The organism is Aeromicrobium sp. EU05-FHT14F07 (genome assembly GCF_058790455.1).
On record NZ_JBYTCR010000001.1, the window covers coordinates 304,880 to 320,332 of the forward strand.

Genomic DNA, 15,453 nt, shown 5'->3' on the forward strand with positions numbered 1-15,453 from the left:
CGACGGCGCCCCGGACGCACCGAGGTCCCGAACGCGGCGCGTCCGGGACCTCGGTGGGGTGCGTGCGATCGCGGATCAGATGCCGCGGAACCGGTTGATCGCGTCGAGGTGCTGGGCGCGGAACTCCTCGTTGCGCACGCCCAGGCCCTCCTCGGGTGCCAGCGCGAGCACGCCGACCTTGCCCTGGTGGAGGTTGTGGTGCACGTCGAGGGACGCCTGGCCCACGTCCTCGAGCTTGTACGTCTTCGACACGGTCGGGTGGATCTTGCCCTGCGCGATGAGGCGGTTGGCCTCGAACGCCTCGCGGTAGTTGGCGAAGTGGCTCGACACGATCCGCTTGAGGTTCATCCAGAGGTAGCGGTTGTCGTACTCGTGCATGAAGCCCGTGGTCGACGCGCAGGTGGTGATCGTGCCGCCCTTGCGGGTGACGTAGACCGAGGCGCCGAAGGTCTCGCGGCCGGGGTGCTCGAAGACGATGTCGATGTCCTCGCCGCCGGTCAGCTCACGGATCTTCTTGCCCAGGCGCTGCCACTCCTTGGGGTTCTGCCGGGTGCCGTCCTCGTTCCAGAACTTCCAGTTCTCCTCGGAACGGTTGATGACGTGCTCGGCGCCCATGCTGCGCACGATCTTCGCCTTCTCCTCGTTCGAGACGACGCAGATCGGGTTGGCGCCGCCGTTGAGCGCGTACTGCGTGGCGAAGCCGCCGAGTCCGCCGGAGGCGCCCCAGATCAGGACGTTGTCGCCCTGCTTCATGTTGCCGCCGTTCTTGGACACGAGCTGGCGGTAGGCCGTCGCGTTGACGAGGCCGGGGGACGCGGCCTCCTCCCACGTGAGGTGGTCGGGCTTGGGGAGGAGCTGGTTGGACTTCACGAGGGCGATGTGGGCGAGACCGCCGAAGTTGGTCTCGAAGCCCCAGATGCGCTGCTGGGGGTCCATCATCGTGTCGTCGTGGCCGGCCGGGTCCTCGAGCTCGACCGACAGGCAGTGCGCCACGACCTCGGCGCCTGGCTTCCACTGCGTGACGCCGGGACCCGTGCGCAGCACGACGCCGGCGAGGTCCGAGCCGACCACGTGGTACGGCAGGTCGTGGCGCTTGGTGAGCGGCGAGAGCTTGCCGTAGCGCTCGAGGAAGCCGAAGGTCGAGACCGGCTCGAAGATCGACGTCCAGACGGTGTTGTAGTTGATGGCGCTGGCCATGACGGCGACGAGCGCCTCGCCCGGGCCCAGCTCGGGGAGCGCCACGTCCTCGACGTGGATCGACTTGCGGGGGTCCTTGTCGCGGCTGGCGACGCCCTCGAACATGTCCACCTCGTCCTTGTGGACGGTGGCGGCGGTGTAGTGGTCGGGGATCTCCAGGTGGGCGAAGTCCTCGTCCGCCGTGTCTCCGGCGAGGATCGCGTCGAGGATGTGCTGCACGGGGCCTCCAGTGGTGGGTGTTCCGGCGCTCGGTCCGGCACGGGTTTCGGCGATGTTACCGAGACGTAGCCTTCTGCGTCCCGTCTCGCGCATGTGGATCAGGTCACGCCGGGTCCAGGGCGGGGTCCGGGGCCCGGCCGGGGGCGGCGCGGGCTGCCGTGGCGGACGTCAGTGGCCGGTGGCTGCCGGCTGGACCAGCTCGACGAGCACGCCGCCGGCGTCCTTCGGGTGCACGAAGTTGACGCGGCTGTCGGACGTGCCGCGCTTCGGCTGGTCGTACAGCAGCCGGACGCCCCGGTCGCGCAGGACGGCCGACACCGCGTCGATGTCCGTCACGCGGTAGGCGAGCTGCTGGACGCCCTGGCCGTTGCGGTCGAGGAACTTCGCGATCGTCGAGCTGTCGTCCAGCGGCGCCAGCAGCTGGATGCACGAGCCCGAGTCGCCGACCGCCAGCATCGCCTCGCGGACGCCCTGCTCCTCGTTCACCTCCTCGTGCACCGACTCCAGCCCGAAGACCGAGGAGTAGAAGGCGAGCGCCTCGTCGAGGTCGGGGACGGCGATGCCGACGTGGTCGATCGCGACGAGCAGGTGGTCGGGGACGACGGAGGAGGAGGTCATGGGAGGCAGCGTAGAGGAGCGTGCAGCCGGGCGCGGGACGGTCGTCCGAGATCGAACGTAGTGTCGATAGTCCACGGAGGGCGGAGGTCGGATGCACGTCGAGATGCGCATGCTGCGGGCGCTGGTGATGGTCGAGGCGCAGGGGTCCATCGGAGGTGCGGCGCAGGCGCTGGCGTTCTCACCGGCCGCCGTCAGTGCCCATCTGCGGGCCCTGGAGAAGGAGTGCGGCACGCGCCTGGTCGAGCGCACGGGCTCCGGCACGCGACTCACGGCCGCAGGGCGGCGGGCCGTGCCGATCGCCCGCCTCATCCTGGTCGCCGCGCAGGAGCTCCAGCGGCTGGAGGCGTCGGTGCAGTCGGGGCCGGCCGGGCCGCGACCGCAGGGGCGACGGCCACGCGGCGACGTCCCGGGTGCAGCACGTCCCGACGTCGACGGGAGCGGCAGGTCCGCGGCCTCTACCAAGAAGCGAGGGACTTCTCAAGAGCAGTCCTAGAGATCGTGAATCTCGTTGTCCTGCGAGGGTCCGCTGCTCTTGGCTCGGTGCTGCGCGGTCGAGCAGGCCGCCCGACCGTCGGGTCCCGCCCTGCTCCGTGCCGGCGCGCACGGATCGGGCCGCGACGGCCGCCGCGGAGCCAGGGGAGGGGGAGTCGCCGTGCATCTCGACCTGCGGATGCTGCGCGCCTTCGTCGCGGTCGAGCAGATCGGCTCCTTCACCGACGCGGCCCGGGTGCTGCGCTTCTCCACGCCGGCGGTGAGTGCTCAGGTGCAGGCCCTCGAGAAGGGCTGCGGTGTCCGACTCGTGCGGCGTGAGGGGGCGCGCATCGTGCTGACCGACGCCGGTCGTCGTGCGGCGCCGGTGGCCCGGCTCATGCTCGCCGCGGCTCGCGAGCTGGAGCGGCTCGGCGACGACGTAGGCGACCGGTCGTCCTGCGTCAAGACCTTCCCCACCAATGCCGAAGACGGGTGACGTCGTCGCGCGGCACGCCGTCATGCTCACGCTGGCGGCACCGAAGCCGCCCTCGTGAAAGGAGACATCATGTCCACCCTCGTGCTCGAGGACTACCGCAGTCCCGTCATCGACGTCGTGCCCTCGGCGGGCCATGAAGAGAACCAGGCCTGGTTCGTCGTCCCGATCGGCATCGTCGCGTACTTCGGCGGTGCCGCGCTCTGGTGCAAGTACGTCTGCAAGGGGAACGGTGGCGTCAAGTCGTGCAAGGCGCACTACGTCGTGAACATCAAGGCGGTCTGCCGCAAGTGATGCGGTCCGTCACCGAGGGCACCCGGGACATCCGTGTCGCGGGTGCGGGGCGGCTCCTTGGGGCCGTCCGCACTGCCCGCACCATCCACCCCGCAGGGAGGAGCGGCCGATGAGGCTCGACGTGCAGGACGTGGTCGGTCTGCCGTCCGAGGTCCGCTGGGACGAGAGGGCCCAGGACCTGGTCGACACCACACTGGGGGCCCGGCACGCGGTCAACGACTCCGCGGCTGAGGTGGTCGGGGCGCTGGCGGAGGGTGGGTGGACGGTCGAGGAGGTGTCGGTGCGGCTCGCCGACCGCTACGGCATCCCCACCGACCGGGCGCGTGAGGACGTCCTCGACCTGCTCCGCACTCTCGACGACCAGGCGTTGCTGGCCGTGCGGCGTCCGCGCCGCTTGGTGTGGTCGCGGTCGGGGGTCGCCGGTACTGCAGCGGCATTCGTCACGGGGGGCGACCTCTTCCGCGCCTACCGCCTGCCCGCCACCGTCCGCGGGGTCGCGCGAGCCACGACACGCATCCTGCTGTGGCCGACCGTCGTGCTCCTGGTCGGCGCCGGCGGTCTCGTGCTGGCTCTGCGGGGCGTACGACCCGACCTCGGCACTGACGTCCTGGTCGAGTCGTCCGTCCTCGTCGCGGCACTCGTGGTCTGCCTCTGGGCGACCATGGCGTTCCACGAGATCGGGCACCTCCTGGCGCTCGGCTGGCGTCGCGATCGAGCGGTGGTCGTCGTGCGGGGGTGGCGGATGGCGCTGCTGCGCCCGCGCGACCTCGAGCCCGAGGGTCGCGCCCGGTCCGCGGCCGTGGCTGTGGCCGGTCCGATCGCGGGCCTCGCGGGCGGGCTCGCCGTCGCTCCGCTCGGCCTGCTCCCGGTGCTGGGCCTCGAGTTCGCGGTCGTCGCCTGCGCGGTCGGGCTGAGCCACCTGGTGCACCTCGGGCCATGGGCGGCCGACGGCGCGATGCTCGCGCGGGCGGTGCGCAGGACGGAGGTCCGACGTGCTGCGACTTGAGGGCGTGCGGACCCGACGTGGGTCCTTCGAGGTCGGCCCGGTGGACTGCGAGGTGGCCGACGGTGAGCTGCTGGCCCTCGTGGGCGTCAACGGCTCGGGCAAGACCACGGTCCTCTCGGCGCTCCTCGGTCAGGTGGAGGTCACCGGCGGAGCGGTCGTGCTCGACGACGACGTCGTCGACCTCGGTGCGCGCCGCCATCTCGCCCGGGTCGGCTACGTGCCCGACGAGGAGGCGACCGTCTACCCCGAGCTGACGGCCGACGAGTACTACGCCCTGCTGGCAAGAGTGCGCGACACCGACCGGGCCGCGCAGACGCTTCGCCACGCGGCCGACCTGGCGTACCGCCTCGGACACGCGCCCGGCAGCACGCCCTTCGCCGCGTTCAGCCACGGGATGCGCCGCAAGACACAGCTCGTCGCCGCGCTGATGCACCGTCCCCGTCTGCTCCTCGTGGACGAGCTGAGCAATGGCCTCGATCCATTGGCGGCAGGAACCGCCGACCGGATGCTCGACGACGCCCGGGCCGACGGAGCGGCGGTCGTCGTCAGCACTCACGACCTCGCCTGGGTCGAGCGCCGGGCCGACCGGGTGGTCCTGCTGCACGGCGGTCGCGTCGTGGCCACCGGCACTGTCGACGAGGTGCGAGGTCGGCATCGGGCGCTGGCGTCGGCGTACCAGGAGCACGTCGGGTGACGGGGGTCCTGCTCGCGCGCGTGCACGGGCGCCACGTCCTCCTGCGCGGCGCATCGCCGAGGATCGCGCTGGCCCTGGCCGGGCTGGTGGGCGCGGTCGCGGCGTCCGGGGCGGTCTTCGCGCGCTCCCGGTGGCGTGACGAGGTGTCCACGGGTGCCGTGCTCGTGCCGCCGTCGCTCGTGCTCGCGGTCGGCCTGGCGATCGTGGTGCTTGACCAGACCGCTCCCCGCGGGGTCCACGGCCCGCTGCTGACCCTGCCGGTCGGTCGTCGTGCGGCCGCCCGTCTGCAGCGGCTGCCGGGTCTGCTCGCGCTCGGGCTGTTGGTGCTCGTCTGCACTCCCGCGCTCCTGCTCCTCCTCAGCGAGGTCGGCACGGGCTACCTCGAGGCGTCGCTGATGGTCGCGGTCTGCGTCGTCGCAGGAGTCGCGACGGGCCTCCTGTGCTCTGTGGTCGCCAGCGGCGCGACTGCCGCGGCCGCGCGCCTCGGCGTGCCCGCGGTCGTGGCGGCTCCGCTCGCGGCGCTCGTGTGGACCGGCTGGACCCTGGCGACCGTCGGGGCCGTCGGCCACGGCCTGCTGCATCCGCTCGCCCCGGCGTTGGCCGTGTGGCCGCGGGTGCTCGACGTGATGACGGGCGGCCGTGCAGCCGTCGATCTCGGGCTCGACCTGCTGCTCTGGACGGTGCTGGCTGGTCTGCTGCTCGGGGCGGTGCGACCGGATCCCGGTCTGCGGGGCGTCTGGGGGCGGAGACGGTTCCGGCGTGTCCCGCTGCTGGTGCTGCAGGTCACCCGGGTCCTGCGTGCCAGGCCCACGCAGGTGCATCTGCTCATGGGGACGAGCCTGCTGGCCGTGCTGGGCGTGGCGCCTCAGTGGCGTCCCGAGGTCGGTCCGTCCACCGGCGGTGTCGTGGTGGCGGCTCTCGTGTGCGCGGTGGCGGGGGTGGCGTTGCGCGGACTCGACGGTGTGCTCCCGCTCGACGTGCGCTGGCTCGTCACGTCGTGGCGGCATGTCGGGCTCGCGCTGGGCGGTGTTCTCGTCTGCACGGCCCCGCTGATCCTCGTGGGACTGGCGCTGTCCTCGCCCTCCGGTGTCGGGATGGTGCTCGTGCCGCTGGTCCTCTGTGTCGCAGCGACGGGGGTCGGTCTCGCAGTCGGTGCCGTGCTGGGCGCGCCCGCCGGCGACCCCGTGGCTGAGCTGGGCGCCGTCGGCGCGCTGGCCACGGTCGCCCTCGTGCTCGGTGGCGGCGCGGACCCCGCTGCGCTCGTCACCCTGCTGTCCGCCGTGACCGTGGCGGCCGTCCTCGTCGGCGTGCGAGCCGAGGACGGCCTGCTCGCCCGCACTCGTCGGGGGGACGTCGACCCCCCTCCGACGTCAGAAGGAGAGACCGGATGAGCGTGCTCGGACCACGACCCTGGCGACCGGTGAGACGCGGTGTCGCGCTGGGGATGCTGCTGGCCTGCCTCCTGCTCGCGGTACTCGCGGTGCAGGCCACCCGCGCCCTCGGCGACCGCGACGGCCGTGTCGCGGCAGGCGTCGGGAACGTGGAGATGGTCGTCCTGACACGCAGCGCTTCCGACGGGGCGAGCAGCGCCTCGCTCGGCGTCCGTCCGGGAGCGGCGTCGCTGCTGCTCCTGCCAGGGGCTGGCGCGGCAGTGGGTGCACTGCTGGCACGGCGCTTCTCAGGCGCTCCGTGAGGTGACCCACACCTGCTCCCGAGCATGTGACTCGCGAGTAGAGTGACCGGCACCCCACCACCTGTGTCCATGCAAGGGAGCAACCCCATGACCCAGTCCGTGATCGTCGCCGGCGCCCGCACGCCGATCGGTCGCCTCCTCGGCGGCCTCAAGACGCTGTCCGGCACCGACCTCGGTGGCATCGCCATCAAGGGCGCCCTCGAGAAGGCCGGGATCACCGGCGACCAGGTCGACTACGTGATCATGGGCCAGGTCCTCGGGGCCGGCGCTGGTCAGGTGCCCGCCCGCCAGGCCGCGTTCAAGGGCGGCATCCCGCTCGACGTCCCCGCCCTGACCATCAACAAGGTCTGTCTCTCCGGCATCAACGCGATCGCGCTGGCCGACCAGCTGATCCGCGCCGGCGAGTACGACGTCGTCGTCGCCGGTGGCCAGGAGTCGATGACGCAGGCGCCGCACCTGCTCCAGGGCTCGCGCGAGGGCACCAAGTACGGCAAGACCACCTTGCTCGACCACATGGAGTACGACGGCCTGTGGGACGCGCTCACCGACCAGGCGATGGGTGCGCTCACCGAGCAGCGCAACGCCGACGTCGACACGTTCACGCGTGAGGAGCAGGACGCCTTTGGGGCCCGGTCCCACCAGCTCGCCGCGACCGCCCAGAAGAACGGCGTCTTCGACGAGGAGATCGTCCCCGTCGAGATCCCGCAGCGCAAGGGCGACCCGGTCGTCGTCTCCGCCGACGAGGGCGTCCGCGGCGACACCACGGCCGAGTCGCTCGGACGGCTGCGTCCGGCGTTCTCCAAGGACGGCACCATCACTGCCGGCACGGCCAGCCAGATCTCCGACGGCGCCGCCGCCGTCGTGGTCATGAGCAAGGCGAAGGCCGAGGAGCTCGGCCTGAGCTGGATCGCCGAGATCGGCGCGCACGGCAACGTGTCCGGCCCCGACTCCACGCTGCAGGAGCAGCCCGCGAACGCGATCGAGAAGGCGCTCGCCAAGCAGGGCAAGACCGCTGCCGACCTCGACCTGGTCGAGCTGAACGAGGCGTTCGCCGCGGTGGGCATCGCCTCGACGCGCAAGCTCGGCATCTCCGAGGACATCGTGAACGTCAACGGCGGCGCGATCTCGCTCGGGCACCCGATCGGGATGAGCGGCGCACGCATCGTGCTGCACCTGGCGCTGGAGCTCAAGCGTCGCGGTGGTGGTCTCGGCGCAGCCGCGCTGTGCGGTGGCGGCGGCCAGGGTGACGCCCTGCTCATCACGGTGCCGTCCGCCTGACGGCCGACCACCGTCCACACCGACCGCCCGTGGCTGCCTCGCGCCTGCGCGCACCCGACGTCGCCGACCTCGTCGCGCGACTGCGGGAGGGGCAGCCCCGGGCGGTCGCCCGTCTCATCTCCCTCGTGGAGGACGAGTCACCCGTGCTCCGCGAGGTCAGCGCGGCGCTCGCGCCGCTCGTCGGTCGGGCGCACGTCGTGGGCCTCACGGGGTCGCCCGGCGTCGGAAAGTCGACGTCGACCGCCGCCCTGGTCACCGCGCTGCGCGCACGGGGCAAGCGGGTGGGCGTGCTGGCGGTGGACCCGACGTCGCCGTTCACCGGCGGCGCGCTGCTCGGCGACCGCATCCGCATGGGCGACCACGCCACGGACGACGGGGTCTACATCCGCTCGATGGCCAGCCGCGGACACCTCGGCGGACTGTCCTGGGCCGCTCCGCACGCCCTGAGGGTGCTCGACGCGGCGGGCTGCGACGTCGTGCTCGTCGAGACGGTCGGCGTCGGGCAGTCGGAGGTGGAGGTGGCCGGGCTCGCCGACACGACGCTCGTCCTGCTGGCGCCGGGCATGGGCGACGGCATCCAGGCCGCGAAGGCCGGCATCCTGGAGGTGGGCGACGTCTTCGTCGTCAACAAGGCCGATCGCGACGGTGCACAGTCCACCCGGCGGGAGCTGCGTTCCATGGTCGCCATGGCCGAGCGGCCGGAGGGTGCCTGGAAGCCGCCGATCGTCCTCACCGTTGCCTCGCGCGGCGAGGGCATCGACGACGTGGTGACGGAGATCGACCGTCACCGGGCGCACCAGGACGCCAGCGGCGAGCTGCGCCGACGCAGGCTCGCCCGGACGCGACGGGAGATCGAGGCGGTCGCCGTCCACGAGCTGCGGGAGCGGTTCGGGCACGTCGGCGCCGACGCCCGGCTGGACGACCTCGCCGCCGAGGTGCTGGCCGGCGAGCAGGATCCGTTCGCCGCGGCGGACGTGCTGCTCGACGTGGTCCAGTGAGACCGACGCCCGGGACCCGCTGACGTGGGACGGGCCACGCCGGGCGCGCCTGCCGGGACACGGGGCCGGCCTGGGGTAGGAATGGTGCCGTGCTGAAGAAGGTCCTCGTGCTCCTCGTCGCCGCGTTCGTGGTCTACTACCTGCTGACCGCGCCCGCTGGTGCTGCCGACGCGGTCAGCGGAGCGGTCAACGCGGTCATCGACGCCTTCGGGCAGGTCTTCATCTTCGTCGACGAGCTCACCCGGTAGTCCCCGTGCTGGGCAGCTCCGCGCTGGCCGCCCTGCTGGCGCGGATCCCGGACCAGGACGTCGAGGGCCACCTCCTCGCTGAGGAGGGTGAGCACGTCATCGACCTCGTGCGCAAGCACGGTGTCGTGTACCTGCGCCCCGCGGCCGTGGCGCTGGCCGCGCTGCTCGTCGGCGTGCTCGCGTTCGTCGGTCCGATCCAGCTCGGCTGGTTGTTCCTGCTGCTGGCTGCCGGCGGCCTCGGGTACGCGCTCTACTGCGTCGCGCGGGAGCACCGCGACGTCTTCGTCATCACGAACATGCGCGTCTTCCGCGCGTCGGGCGTCTTCTCGGTGCGCATCGCGACGATGCCGATCACCCGCATCCTCGACATCACGGTCGAGAAGCCGTTCGTGGGTCGCCTGCTGGGCTACGGGCACTTCGTGTTCGAGTCCGCCGCGCAGGCGCAGGGACTGCGCGACATCCGCTACATCGGCGACCCCGACGAGCGCGACCTGACGATCCAGCGGGTCGTGCAGCGAGCCGGGTTGCGCGGACCGCGACCGGACGGCCCGCGGCCGCTGCCCGACGGTCGCTGACGAACGGGGCGCGCGGACAGCCGACCCGACTCCGGGGGTGGGTTCCTAGGATGGGCCCATGAGCTTCTCGCGTCCCGGTGCCATCGACCTCTCCGCCCTGGCCAAGCCGTCCGCCCCGGCGGGCGCTCCGTCGGGCCCCGGCGGCGGCTACACGGTCGACGTGTCGGAGCAGACCTTCCAGACCGTCGCGCTCGAGGCGTCCATGCAGCACGTCGTCGTGCTCGCCCTGTGGTCTCCCCGCGCACCGCAGAGCCGCGACTTCGTCGACCTCCTCGCGCGGGTCGTCGACACGCTCGAGGGACGGGTCCTCCTCGCGGCGGTCGACATCGACGCCAACCCGGCAATCGCCCAGGCGCTCCAGGCGCAGGGCGTCCCCGTCGTCGTCGGTCTCGTGAAGGGCCAGCCGGTGCCGCTGTTCCAGGGCCTCGCCGAGGAGACCGAGGTGCGCCAGTACCTCGAGCAGCTGGTGGCGCTGGCGGTGCAGAACGGACTGACCGGTCGCGCGACCCCGGCCGGGGTCGAGCCGGCCGAGGCCGAGGAGCCTGCGGAGGACCCCCGGTTCGCCGCGGCCGACGCGGCGTTCGCGGCCGGTGACACCGACACGGCCGTGGCGGAGTACGAGCGGCTCGCGCTGCAGCACCCCGGCGACGCCGAGGTCGCCGAGCGCCTCGCCGGCGTCAAGCTGTTCGCCCGCACGAAGGACGCCGACCTGCAGCAGGCCCGCAAGGCCGCCGCGGACGCCCCGGACGACGTCGACGCGCAGCTCCTCGTTGCCGACCTCGACGTGAGCGGCGGACACGTCGAGGACGCCTTCGCGCGGCTCGTCGGACTGGTCCGCACCGCGCACGGCGACGACCGCGACCGGATCCGTGAGCGGCTCCTGGAGCTGTTCACGGTGGTGGGCACCAGCGACCCCCGTGTCGCCGACGCGCGACGCGCCCTCGCGTCGGCGCTCTTCTGACGGCGGCGGCCTCGCCTGCGCGTTAGGGTGCGGCGACGGCAGCCGTGGGAGCAGCCACGGCGAGGAGGGGTGATGGCGCGACGTCTGGCCTGGCCGCTCGTCGTCGCCGGTCTCCTGCTCGCGCTCGCCGGTGCCGCCGTCATGGTCGTCCTCGGTCCAGACAGCCGATTCACGACGGGACCGCACGCGGTCCGGACCGACGGCGTCGCCGTGGTCACCGCGCCCGACGTCATCACCTACCGCGGGCTGCAGGTCGACGTCCTGGTCGAGGTCCCCGTCAACAAGCCGGTGTTCGTGGGCCTCGGCAACACGGTCGACGTGCAGGACTACCTGGCCGGCACGCGACGGCTCGAGGTCACGTCGTTCCGTGCCCCCTGGACGGTGCGCACGGCGGAGCGTCGCGGTCGACCGGCGCTGCCCGGCGCGCCCACGGCACTCGACTGGTGGATCGCCGACTCCGCGGGACTCGGGGGTGCGTCGATCAGCACGACCCTGCCCGACACGCCGGTGTCGCTCGCGATCCTCGCGGTGGGCGCCTCGGACCTCTCCGGCCTGCGGGTCACCTTCGCCTACGGCGTGAGGGGCGGCTTCGGTCTCGGTCTCGGCGCGCTGCTCGGGGGCCTGGGGCTCGCGTGGTCCGGGGTGCTCCTGCGACGCGGGTCGGTGGCGTTCACCGGTGGTCCGCGACGTCCGCGGCGCGAGCGCGGCAGCGAGCCGGAGGAGGAGGTCGAGGTCGTGGAGGAGGAGGTCTACGTGTTCGTCGACGAGCACGGGGTCGAGCACGAGATCACGGCCGAGGAGGCAGCCCGGCTGCAGGAGCGGCTCGCCGCCGAAGGACCCGACAGCACCGCCCTCGACCCGGGTGCGGCCGAGCCTGCTGCGACCGGGCCTGCTGCGACCGAGCCTGCTGCGACCGACGAGCCCGCCGCCCGCGTCGTACCACCCCCGCCGGTCGTCTACGTGTTCGTCGACGAGGACGGGGTGGAGCACGAGGTCTCCGAGGACGAGCTCGCCGACTACGAGGTCGTCGACGACGAGGAGCGTGACCGATGAGCCGGCGGTCCGCCCCGGTCGTGGTGCTGCTGGCCTGCGTGCTGGTCCTGACCTCCTGCACCGTGCCCCGCCCGCGCGACGACCGTCCTGCCTCGACGGTCCCGATCGACCGGGCCGGGGTCGAACGGGTGCTGAGCCGCTACGACCAGGTGCGGGAGGCCGCCGCGAAGCTGCTGGACCCCAAGCCGCTGTCCACCGTCGAGAGCGGCGCGGTGCTCGCGATCGACACCGGGTCGTTCGACGTCGCGCAGCGGCTCTCGCGCGGAGTGGGGTCCGACGGCACGTCGGACCAGGTCGAGCGGCTCGCGGTGCCCCGGTTCACCGCCTACCCGCTCTGGTTCGTCGTCGAGGTCCGCGACCCTGCCGCGAAGGTCAACCGCGTGCAGGTCTTCGAGCGTGGGTCGGCCGTCGACCCCTGGTTCCTCGTGGCGAGCCCCGAGACGGTGCTGAGCACGCGTCTGCCCGAGCTGCGGGAGCGCGACGGTGCCGCGCTCACCGTCGACCCGCGCAGCGCGACCGGCATGAGCATGTCGCCGCAGGAGGCCGCCGACCGCTACGCCGCCGCGCTCGAGGACCCCTCGGCGTCGCAGGCGCGGACGATCGAGAGCGACGACTTCCGGGCGCAGATGCGCACCGCCGCGCGCCGCAACGCCGCGCTCGACGGCGTCCGGTTCAGCCAGACGTGGAAGTCCGAGAAGGTCACCCACGCGCTCAGGACGGCCGACGGGGGAGCGCTGGTCTTCGCCACCCTCGAACGGGTCGACTCCTACCGCGTCCGCGACGGCATCCAGGTGACCTGGCCGGACGACTCCCCGCAGAAGGCGCTGCTGGAGTCGGGGGTCTCCTCGTCCGGTCGTCTGCGCTACCTGCACCAGGTGCTGGTCGAGATCCCCGGCGGCTCCGGGCGACCGCGCGTCATCGGGCAGTACGGCGGCGTGGTGGAGGCCGAGGGTCCCTGACGACTCAGACGACCGGCGGGTCGGGGGCGAGCGGCGCCTCGCGGTAGGGCGGGACCTCGCCCGCGGCGAGGGCGTCGAGCAGCTCGGTCGCGGCCGCGGTCGCCCGGTCGCGGACGGTGTCGGCGTCGCACCAGTGCACCCCGGCGATCTCCGTCGGCTGCAGCGCCATGCCGTCGACGATCGACGCGTCGGCCACGCCCAGGTCGAAGACGAAGACGCACGCGTCGTCCCACCCGCGCCACGCCGGGAGCCAGTTCACGGTCAGAAGGCCGTGCAGGGTCAACGTGAGGCCGAGCTCCTCCTCCAGCTCGCGCACGAGCCCCTCCGACGGCGACTCGCCGACCTCCACGACACCTCCGGGCAGGTCCCACTCCTGCTTGTAGGTGAGCTGGCAGAGCAGCACCCTGCCCTCGCCGTCGCGCAGCACCCCCTGCGAGATGACCCGCTTCGTCGGCAGACCGGCGTTCAGCAGCGCGATGAACCCGTCGCGGCTGTCGGCCGGGGGGTCGTCGCGCAGTCGTGCGAGCAGGGCGCGGTCGGGGGAGTCGCCGGCGCCCCGCGCGATCCCCTCGCGACGTAGACCGCTGATCGACGCCGCGCGGACGTCACCGGTGCGGTCCACCGGCACGCGCGCCTCGATCCTCTGCAGCGCGAGGTCGTCGAACGCGTGCGCGAGCACGAGGCGCAGGGCGCGCACGGCCAGGCCGAGCGACTGCTCGCCGGTGCCGGTGTTCCAGCGCACGGACCCGGTGCCGCGTCCCTCGTCGAGCAGCGCAATGGTGCCGCGGCGCTCACCGTCGACGACGACGGACCAGCCGCTGAGGCCGTCCGCGCCGCTCGTCGGCTCGAGGTGGAGGTCGTCGTCACGCAGGATGGCGGTCACGTCGTCACCGTACGCGGCCGACCGACGGCACGCAGCGGGGTCCGGCGCGTGGACGCCGGTGCGTTCAGCGTCGCGCCGTCAGCACCCGCACGGGGTGCTCTGGGTCGAGCGTGAGCGTGTCGAGCGTGTGCCAGGTGCCGTCGAGCTCGTCCTGCAGGCGTTCTCCCGGGGCGCCGAGGGCGCCCGGCACGCCGACGGACTTGGCGAAGGCGGGGAACAGGTCGACGACGACGAGCAGGGTGTCGTCGCCGTCGCCCCGGCTGAACGCGAGCACGCCCGCGTGGTGGACGCGGTGCAGCACGAGACCGCGTCGGCGGCGCAGCGCGGGGTGGGCGCGGCGCAGCTCGTTGAGGCGGCCGAGGAACGTGGCCACGTCGGGCTCCGGCTCCGAGCTCGGTCCGTCGATCGCCTCCAGCATGCTGCCGGTCTCCCACGCCGGACTGCCCAGCGCGGCGACCGCGGCCCACGCGCAGCGCGTGGCGGCGCCACCGTCGTCCAGGGTCGAGGCGCGCCCACCGCCGGGGGCGGCGACGAGGTGCGTCCGCGTGACCGACCCGCGTCCGACACCCGCGAGGACGTCCTCCACGTCGGCGACGCCGAGGGCGTCGTGCAGCGCGGGCGTCGTCTGGTGGAACCCGACCAGCGCCAGGGCGTGCGCCTGCGCGGGGCTGGCCGAGCCCTCGGACAGGAGGAGGACGTCGGGCGCCGCGACGGCCAGCTCGCGCAGCACCTGCTCCCACAGCCCGAGCGGCCACTGCTGCGCGTCCCGGACCACGAAGGCCCCGATGCCGCGATCGGCCCACCCGACCAGCGTCTCCAGCGCCAGCCCGAGCACCCCGGCGGGCTCGGCGTCGGGATCGAGACGCCAGGTCTCCTCACCGGTCGGCACGAACCACCCCGCGTGCCGCTCGAGCCACGGGTGGCCGGGAGCCACCGTCCAGGTGAGCTCCAGCGCCACCTCGAGCCCGACCTGGTGGGCGCGCTGCACGAGCGCGTCGAGGTCGGCGACGGTGCCGAGGCGAGGGTCGACGTCGAGGTGGTCACCGACGACGGGGGCGGCGTCCCACGGTCGGCCGCGCGTGGGGTGCAGCGGCGGGAGGCGGACGACGTCGAAGCCCAGGGCGGCGACGTGGTCCAGGCGCGCGGCGGCGTCGGAGAGCGTGTCGTCGGGGGTGGACGGGGCCAGGCGGTACCAGGCGCCGACGAGGGCGCGCTCGGGATCCACACGCAGAGGGAGCGGGTCCGTCGAGCCGACGTCGGCGCGGCCGAGGTGGTCGGGCAGGGATGCCACGTAGGCCAGGCCGACGGCGAGCCGCTCGTGGGCCGGCGTCGTGGTGTCGAGGAGGTCGTCGCCGACGTCGAGAGCTGCCGGATCCTCGCCTCCGAGCGCGAGGACGAGCGCACTGCCCTGGGCGAGCACGGTCTCCGGGTCGGCCCCGTGGTCGATGTCGGTCACGACCCGTGCCGCCCAGGTGCGCAGGGGCTCCTGCCAGCTCTCCACGTGGTAGGTCCACGCGCCCACCTCGTCGGCCGACACGGTGGCCGACCAGACGTGGTCGCCGAGGTGCTGCATCGGCACGGGGTCACGGCGTTCGCCGTCGGGGCCGGTCAGCACGACCGCGGCGCCGACCTCCACCGTGTCGGGCAGGACGAGTGCCTCGACGGTCAACGGTTCGCCGGGGACCACCTTGGCCGGGAAGCGCCCACGGTCGAGGCACGGACGGACTTCCAGCACCGGGACCCGAGCGACCATGGGGACACGCTAGTGGCTCGGGGCCGGTCCGCACCCTGTTCACCCGCGCGTCGGACCAGG

Annotated in this window: 18 protein-coding genes; 14 read left to right on the forward strand and 4 right to left on the reverse strand. The window is 73.2% G+C overall.

Annotated features, from left to right (window positions below; genetic code table 11):
- Positions 1–75 precede the first annotated feature (75 nt).
- Both ccrA and mce read right to left on the reverse strand, forming a co-directional pair.
- Positions 76–1,416, reverse strand: a complete 1,341-nt coding sequence (gene ccrA / locus AC3WRM_RS01570) for a crotonyl-CoA carboxylase/reductase (RefSeq protein ID WP_492246691.1) — start codon at positions 1,414–1,416, stop codon at positions 76–78.
- A 168-nt stretch (positions 1,417–1,584) separates the two neighbouring features.
- Positions 1,585–2,034: a methylmalonyl-CoA epimerase gene (gene mce, locus AC3WRM_RS01575; protein WP_492246690.1), complete on the reverse strand. Its 450-nt coding sequence runs from the start codon at positions 2,032–2,034 to the stop codon at positions 1,585–1,587.
- A gap of 91 nt (positions 2,035–2,125) precedes the next feature.
- On the opposite strand from mce, the gene AC3WRM_RS01580 reads away from it, so the two are divergent.
- The 14 genes from AC3WRM_RS01580 to AC3WRM_RS01645 all read left to right on the forward strand — a co-directional run bounded on the left by AC3WRM_RS01580 (position 2,126) and on the right by AC3WRM_RS01645 (position 12,757).
- Positions 2,126–2,527, forward strand: a complete 402-nt coding sequence (locus AC3WRM_RS01580) for a LysR family transcriptional regulator (protein WP_492246689.1) — start codon at positions 2,126–2,128, stop codon at positions 2,525–2,527.
- A 159-nt stretch (positions 2,528–2,686) separates the two neighbouring features.
- Positions 2,687–3,001, forward strand: a complete 315-nt coding sequence (locus tag AC3WRM_RS01585; protein WP_492246688.1) for a LysR family transcriptional regulator — start codon at positions 2,687–2,689, stop codon at positions 2,999–3,001.
- A 69-nt stretch (positions 3,002–3,070) separates the two neighbouring features.
- Positions 3,071–3,292, forward strand: a complete 222-nt coding sequence (locus AC3WRM_RS01590) for a hypothetical protein (RefSeq protein ID WP_492246687.1) — start codon at positions 3,071–3,073, stop codon at positions 3,290–3,292.
- Positions 3,293–3,401: 109 nt separating this feature from the next.
- Entirely contained in the window at positions 3,402–4,298 is an 897-nt protein-coding gene (locus tag AC3WRM_RS01595) for a PqqD family protein (protein WP_492246686.1), read from the forward strand.
- Positions 4,285–4,992 (forward strand): ATP-binding cassette domain-containing protein, encoded by a 708-nt coding sequence (locus AC3WRM_RS01600; RefSeq protein ID WP_492246685.1) that lies wholly within the window; start codon positions 4,285–4,287, stop codon positions 4,990–4,992. The genes AC3WRM_RS01595 and AC3WRM_RS01600 overlap by 14 nt, the downstream gene beginning before the upstream one ends.
- Positions 4,989–6,383 carry a GumC domain-containing protein gene (locus tag AC3WRM_RS01605; RefSeq protein ID WP_492246684.1) on the forward strand — a complete coding sequence of 465 codons (1,395 nt, stop codon included), beginning with the start codon at positions 4,989–4,991 and terminating at the stop codon, positions 6,381–6,383. Before AC3WRM_RS01600 ends, AC3WRM_RS01605 begins: the two co-directional genes overlap by 4 nt.
- Entirely contained in the window at positions 6,380–6,685 is a 306-nt protein-coding gene (locus AC3WRM_RS01610) for a hypothetical protein (RefSeq protein WP_492246683.1), read from the forward strand. Before AC3WRM_RS01605 ends, AC3WRM_RS01610 begins: the two co-directional genes overlap by 4 nt.
- Positions 6,686–6,772: 87 nt before the next feature.
- Positions 6,773–7,963, forward strand: a complete 1,191-nt coding sequence (locus tag AC3WRM_RS01615) for an acetyl-CoA C-acetyltransferase (RefSeq protein ID WP_492246682.1) — start codon at positions 6,773–6,775, stop codon at positions 7,961–7,963.
- 29 nt (positions 7,964–7,992) lie between these two features.
- The gene (gene meaB, locus AC3WRM_RS01620) at positions 7,993–8,961 is read left to right on the forward strand and encodes a methylmalonyl Co-A mutase-associated GTPase MeaB (protein WP_492246681.1); all 969 of its coding nucleotides are present in this window, start codon (positions 7,993–7,995) and stop codon (positions 8,959–8,961) included.
- An 89-nt stretch (positions 8,962–9,050) separates the two neighbouring features.
- Positions 9,051–9,209 carry a hypothetical protein gene (locus AC3WRM_RS01625; RefSeq protein WP_169795969.1) on the forward strand — a complete coding sequence of 53 codons (159 nt, stop codon included), beginning with the start codon at positions 9,051–9,053 and terminating at the stop codon, positions 9,207–9,209.
- 5 nt (positions 9,210–9,214) lie between these two features.
- Positions 9,215–9,784, forward strand: coding sequence for a PH domain-containing protein (locus AC3WRM_RS01630; protein WP_492246680.1), 570 nt, complete (start codon positions 9,215–9,217; stop codon positions 9,782–9,784).
- A gap of 58 nt (positions 9,785–9,842) precedes the next feature.
- The gene (locus AC3WRM_RS01635; RefSeq protein ID WP_492246679.1) at positions 9,843–10,745 is read left to right on the forward strand and encodes a co-chaperone YbbN; all 903 of its coding nucleotides are present in this window, start codon (positions 9,843–9,845) and stop codon (positions 10,743–10,745) included.
- Between the two features lie 72 nt (positions 10,746–10,817).
- Positions 10,818–11,798, forward strand: coding sequence for a hypothetical protein (locus AC3WRM_RS01640; RefSeq protein WP_492246678.1), 981 nt, complete (start codon positions 10,818–10,820; stop codon positions 11,796–11,798).
- Positions 11,795–12,757, forward strand: a complete 963-nt coding sequence (locus AC3WRM_RS01645; protein ID WP_492246677.1) for a DUF8094 domain-containing protein — start codon at positions 11,795–11,797, stop codon at positions 12,755–12,757. Before AC3WRM_RS01640 ends, AC3WRM_RS01645 begins: the two co-directional genes overlap by 4 nt.
- Positions 12,758–12,761: 4 nt before the next feature.
- Here the strand turns inward: AC3WRM_RS01645 and AC3WRM_RS01650 are convergent, their stop codons facing one another.
- On the reverse strand, positions 12,762–13,640 hold the full coding sequence (locus AC3WRM_RS01650) for an NUDIX domain-containing protein (protein ID WP_492246676.1): 879 nt from the start codon (positions 13,638–13,640) through the stop codon (positions 12,762–12,764).
- A 64-nt stretch (positions 13,641–13,704) separates the two neighbouring features.
- Complete coding sequence (locus tag AC3WRM_RS01655) at positions 13,705–15,393, reverse strand: maltotransferase domain-containing protein (protein WP_492246675.1); 1,689 nt, start codon at positions 15,391–15,393, stop codon at positions 13,705–13,707.
- Between the last annotated feature and the right edge of the window lie 60 nt (positions 15,394–15,453).

What these genes read in the sequence shown, in the direction of transcription:
- AC3WRM_RS01645 (WP_492246677.1), top strand. Translation starts at nt 11,795, where the DNA reads ATGAGCCGGCGGTCCGCCCCGGTCGTGGTGCTGCTGGCCTGCGTGCTG.
- AC3WRM_RS01610 (WP_492246683.1), top strand. Translation starts at nt 6,380, where the DNA reads ATGAGCGTGCTCGGACCACGACCCTGGCGACCGGTGAGACGCGGTGTC.
- AC3WRM_RS01635 (WP_492246679.1), top strand. Translation starts at nt 9,843, where the DNA reads ATGAGCTTCTCGCGTCCCGGTGCCATCGACCTCTCCGCCCTGGCCAAG.
- AC3WRM_RS01640 (WP_492246678.1), top strand. Translation starts at nt 10,818, where the DNA reads ATGGCGCGACGTCTGGCCTGGCCGCTCGTCGTCGCCGGTCTCCTGCTC.
- AC3WRM_RS01580 (WP_492246689.1), top strand. Translation starts at nt 2,126, where the DNA reads ATGCACGTCGAGATGCGCATGCTGCGGGCGCTGGTGATGGTCGAGGCG.
- AC3WRM_RS01595 (WP_492246686.1), top strand. Translation starts at nt 3,402, where the DNA reads ATGAGGCTCGACGTGCAGGACGTGGTCGGTCTGCCGTCCGAGGTCCGC.
- AC3WRM_RS01615 (WP_492246682.1), top strand. Translation starts at nt 6,773, where the DNA reads ATGACCCAGTCCGTGATCGTCGCCGGCGCCCGCACGCCGATCGGTCGC.
- AC3WRM_RS01590 (WP_492246687.1), top strand. Translation starts at nt 3,071, where the DNA reads ATGTCCACCCTCGTGCTCGAGGACTACCGCAGTCCCGTCATCGACGTC.
- mce (WP_492246690.1), bottom strand. Translation starts at nt 2,034, where the DNA reads ATGACCTCCTCCTCCGTCGTCCCCGACCACCTGCTCGTCGCGATCGAC.
- AC3WRM_RS01655 (WP_492246675.1), bottom strand. Translation starts at nt 15,393, where the DNA reads ATGGTCGCTCGGGTCCCGGTGCTGGAAGTCCGTCCGTGCCTCGACCGT.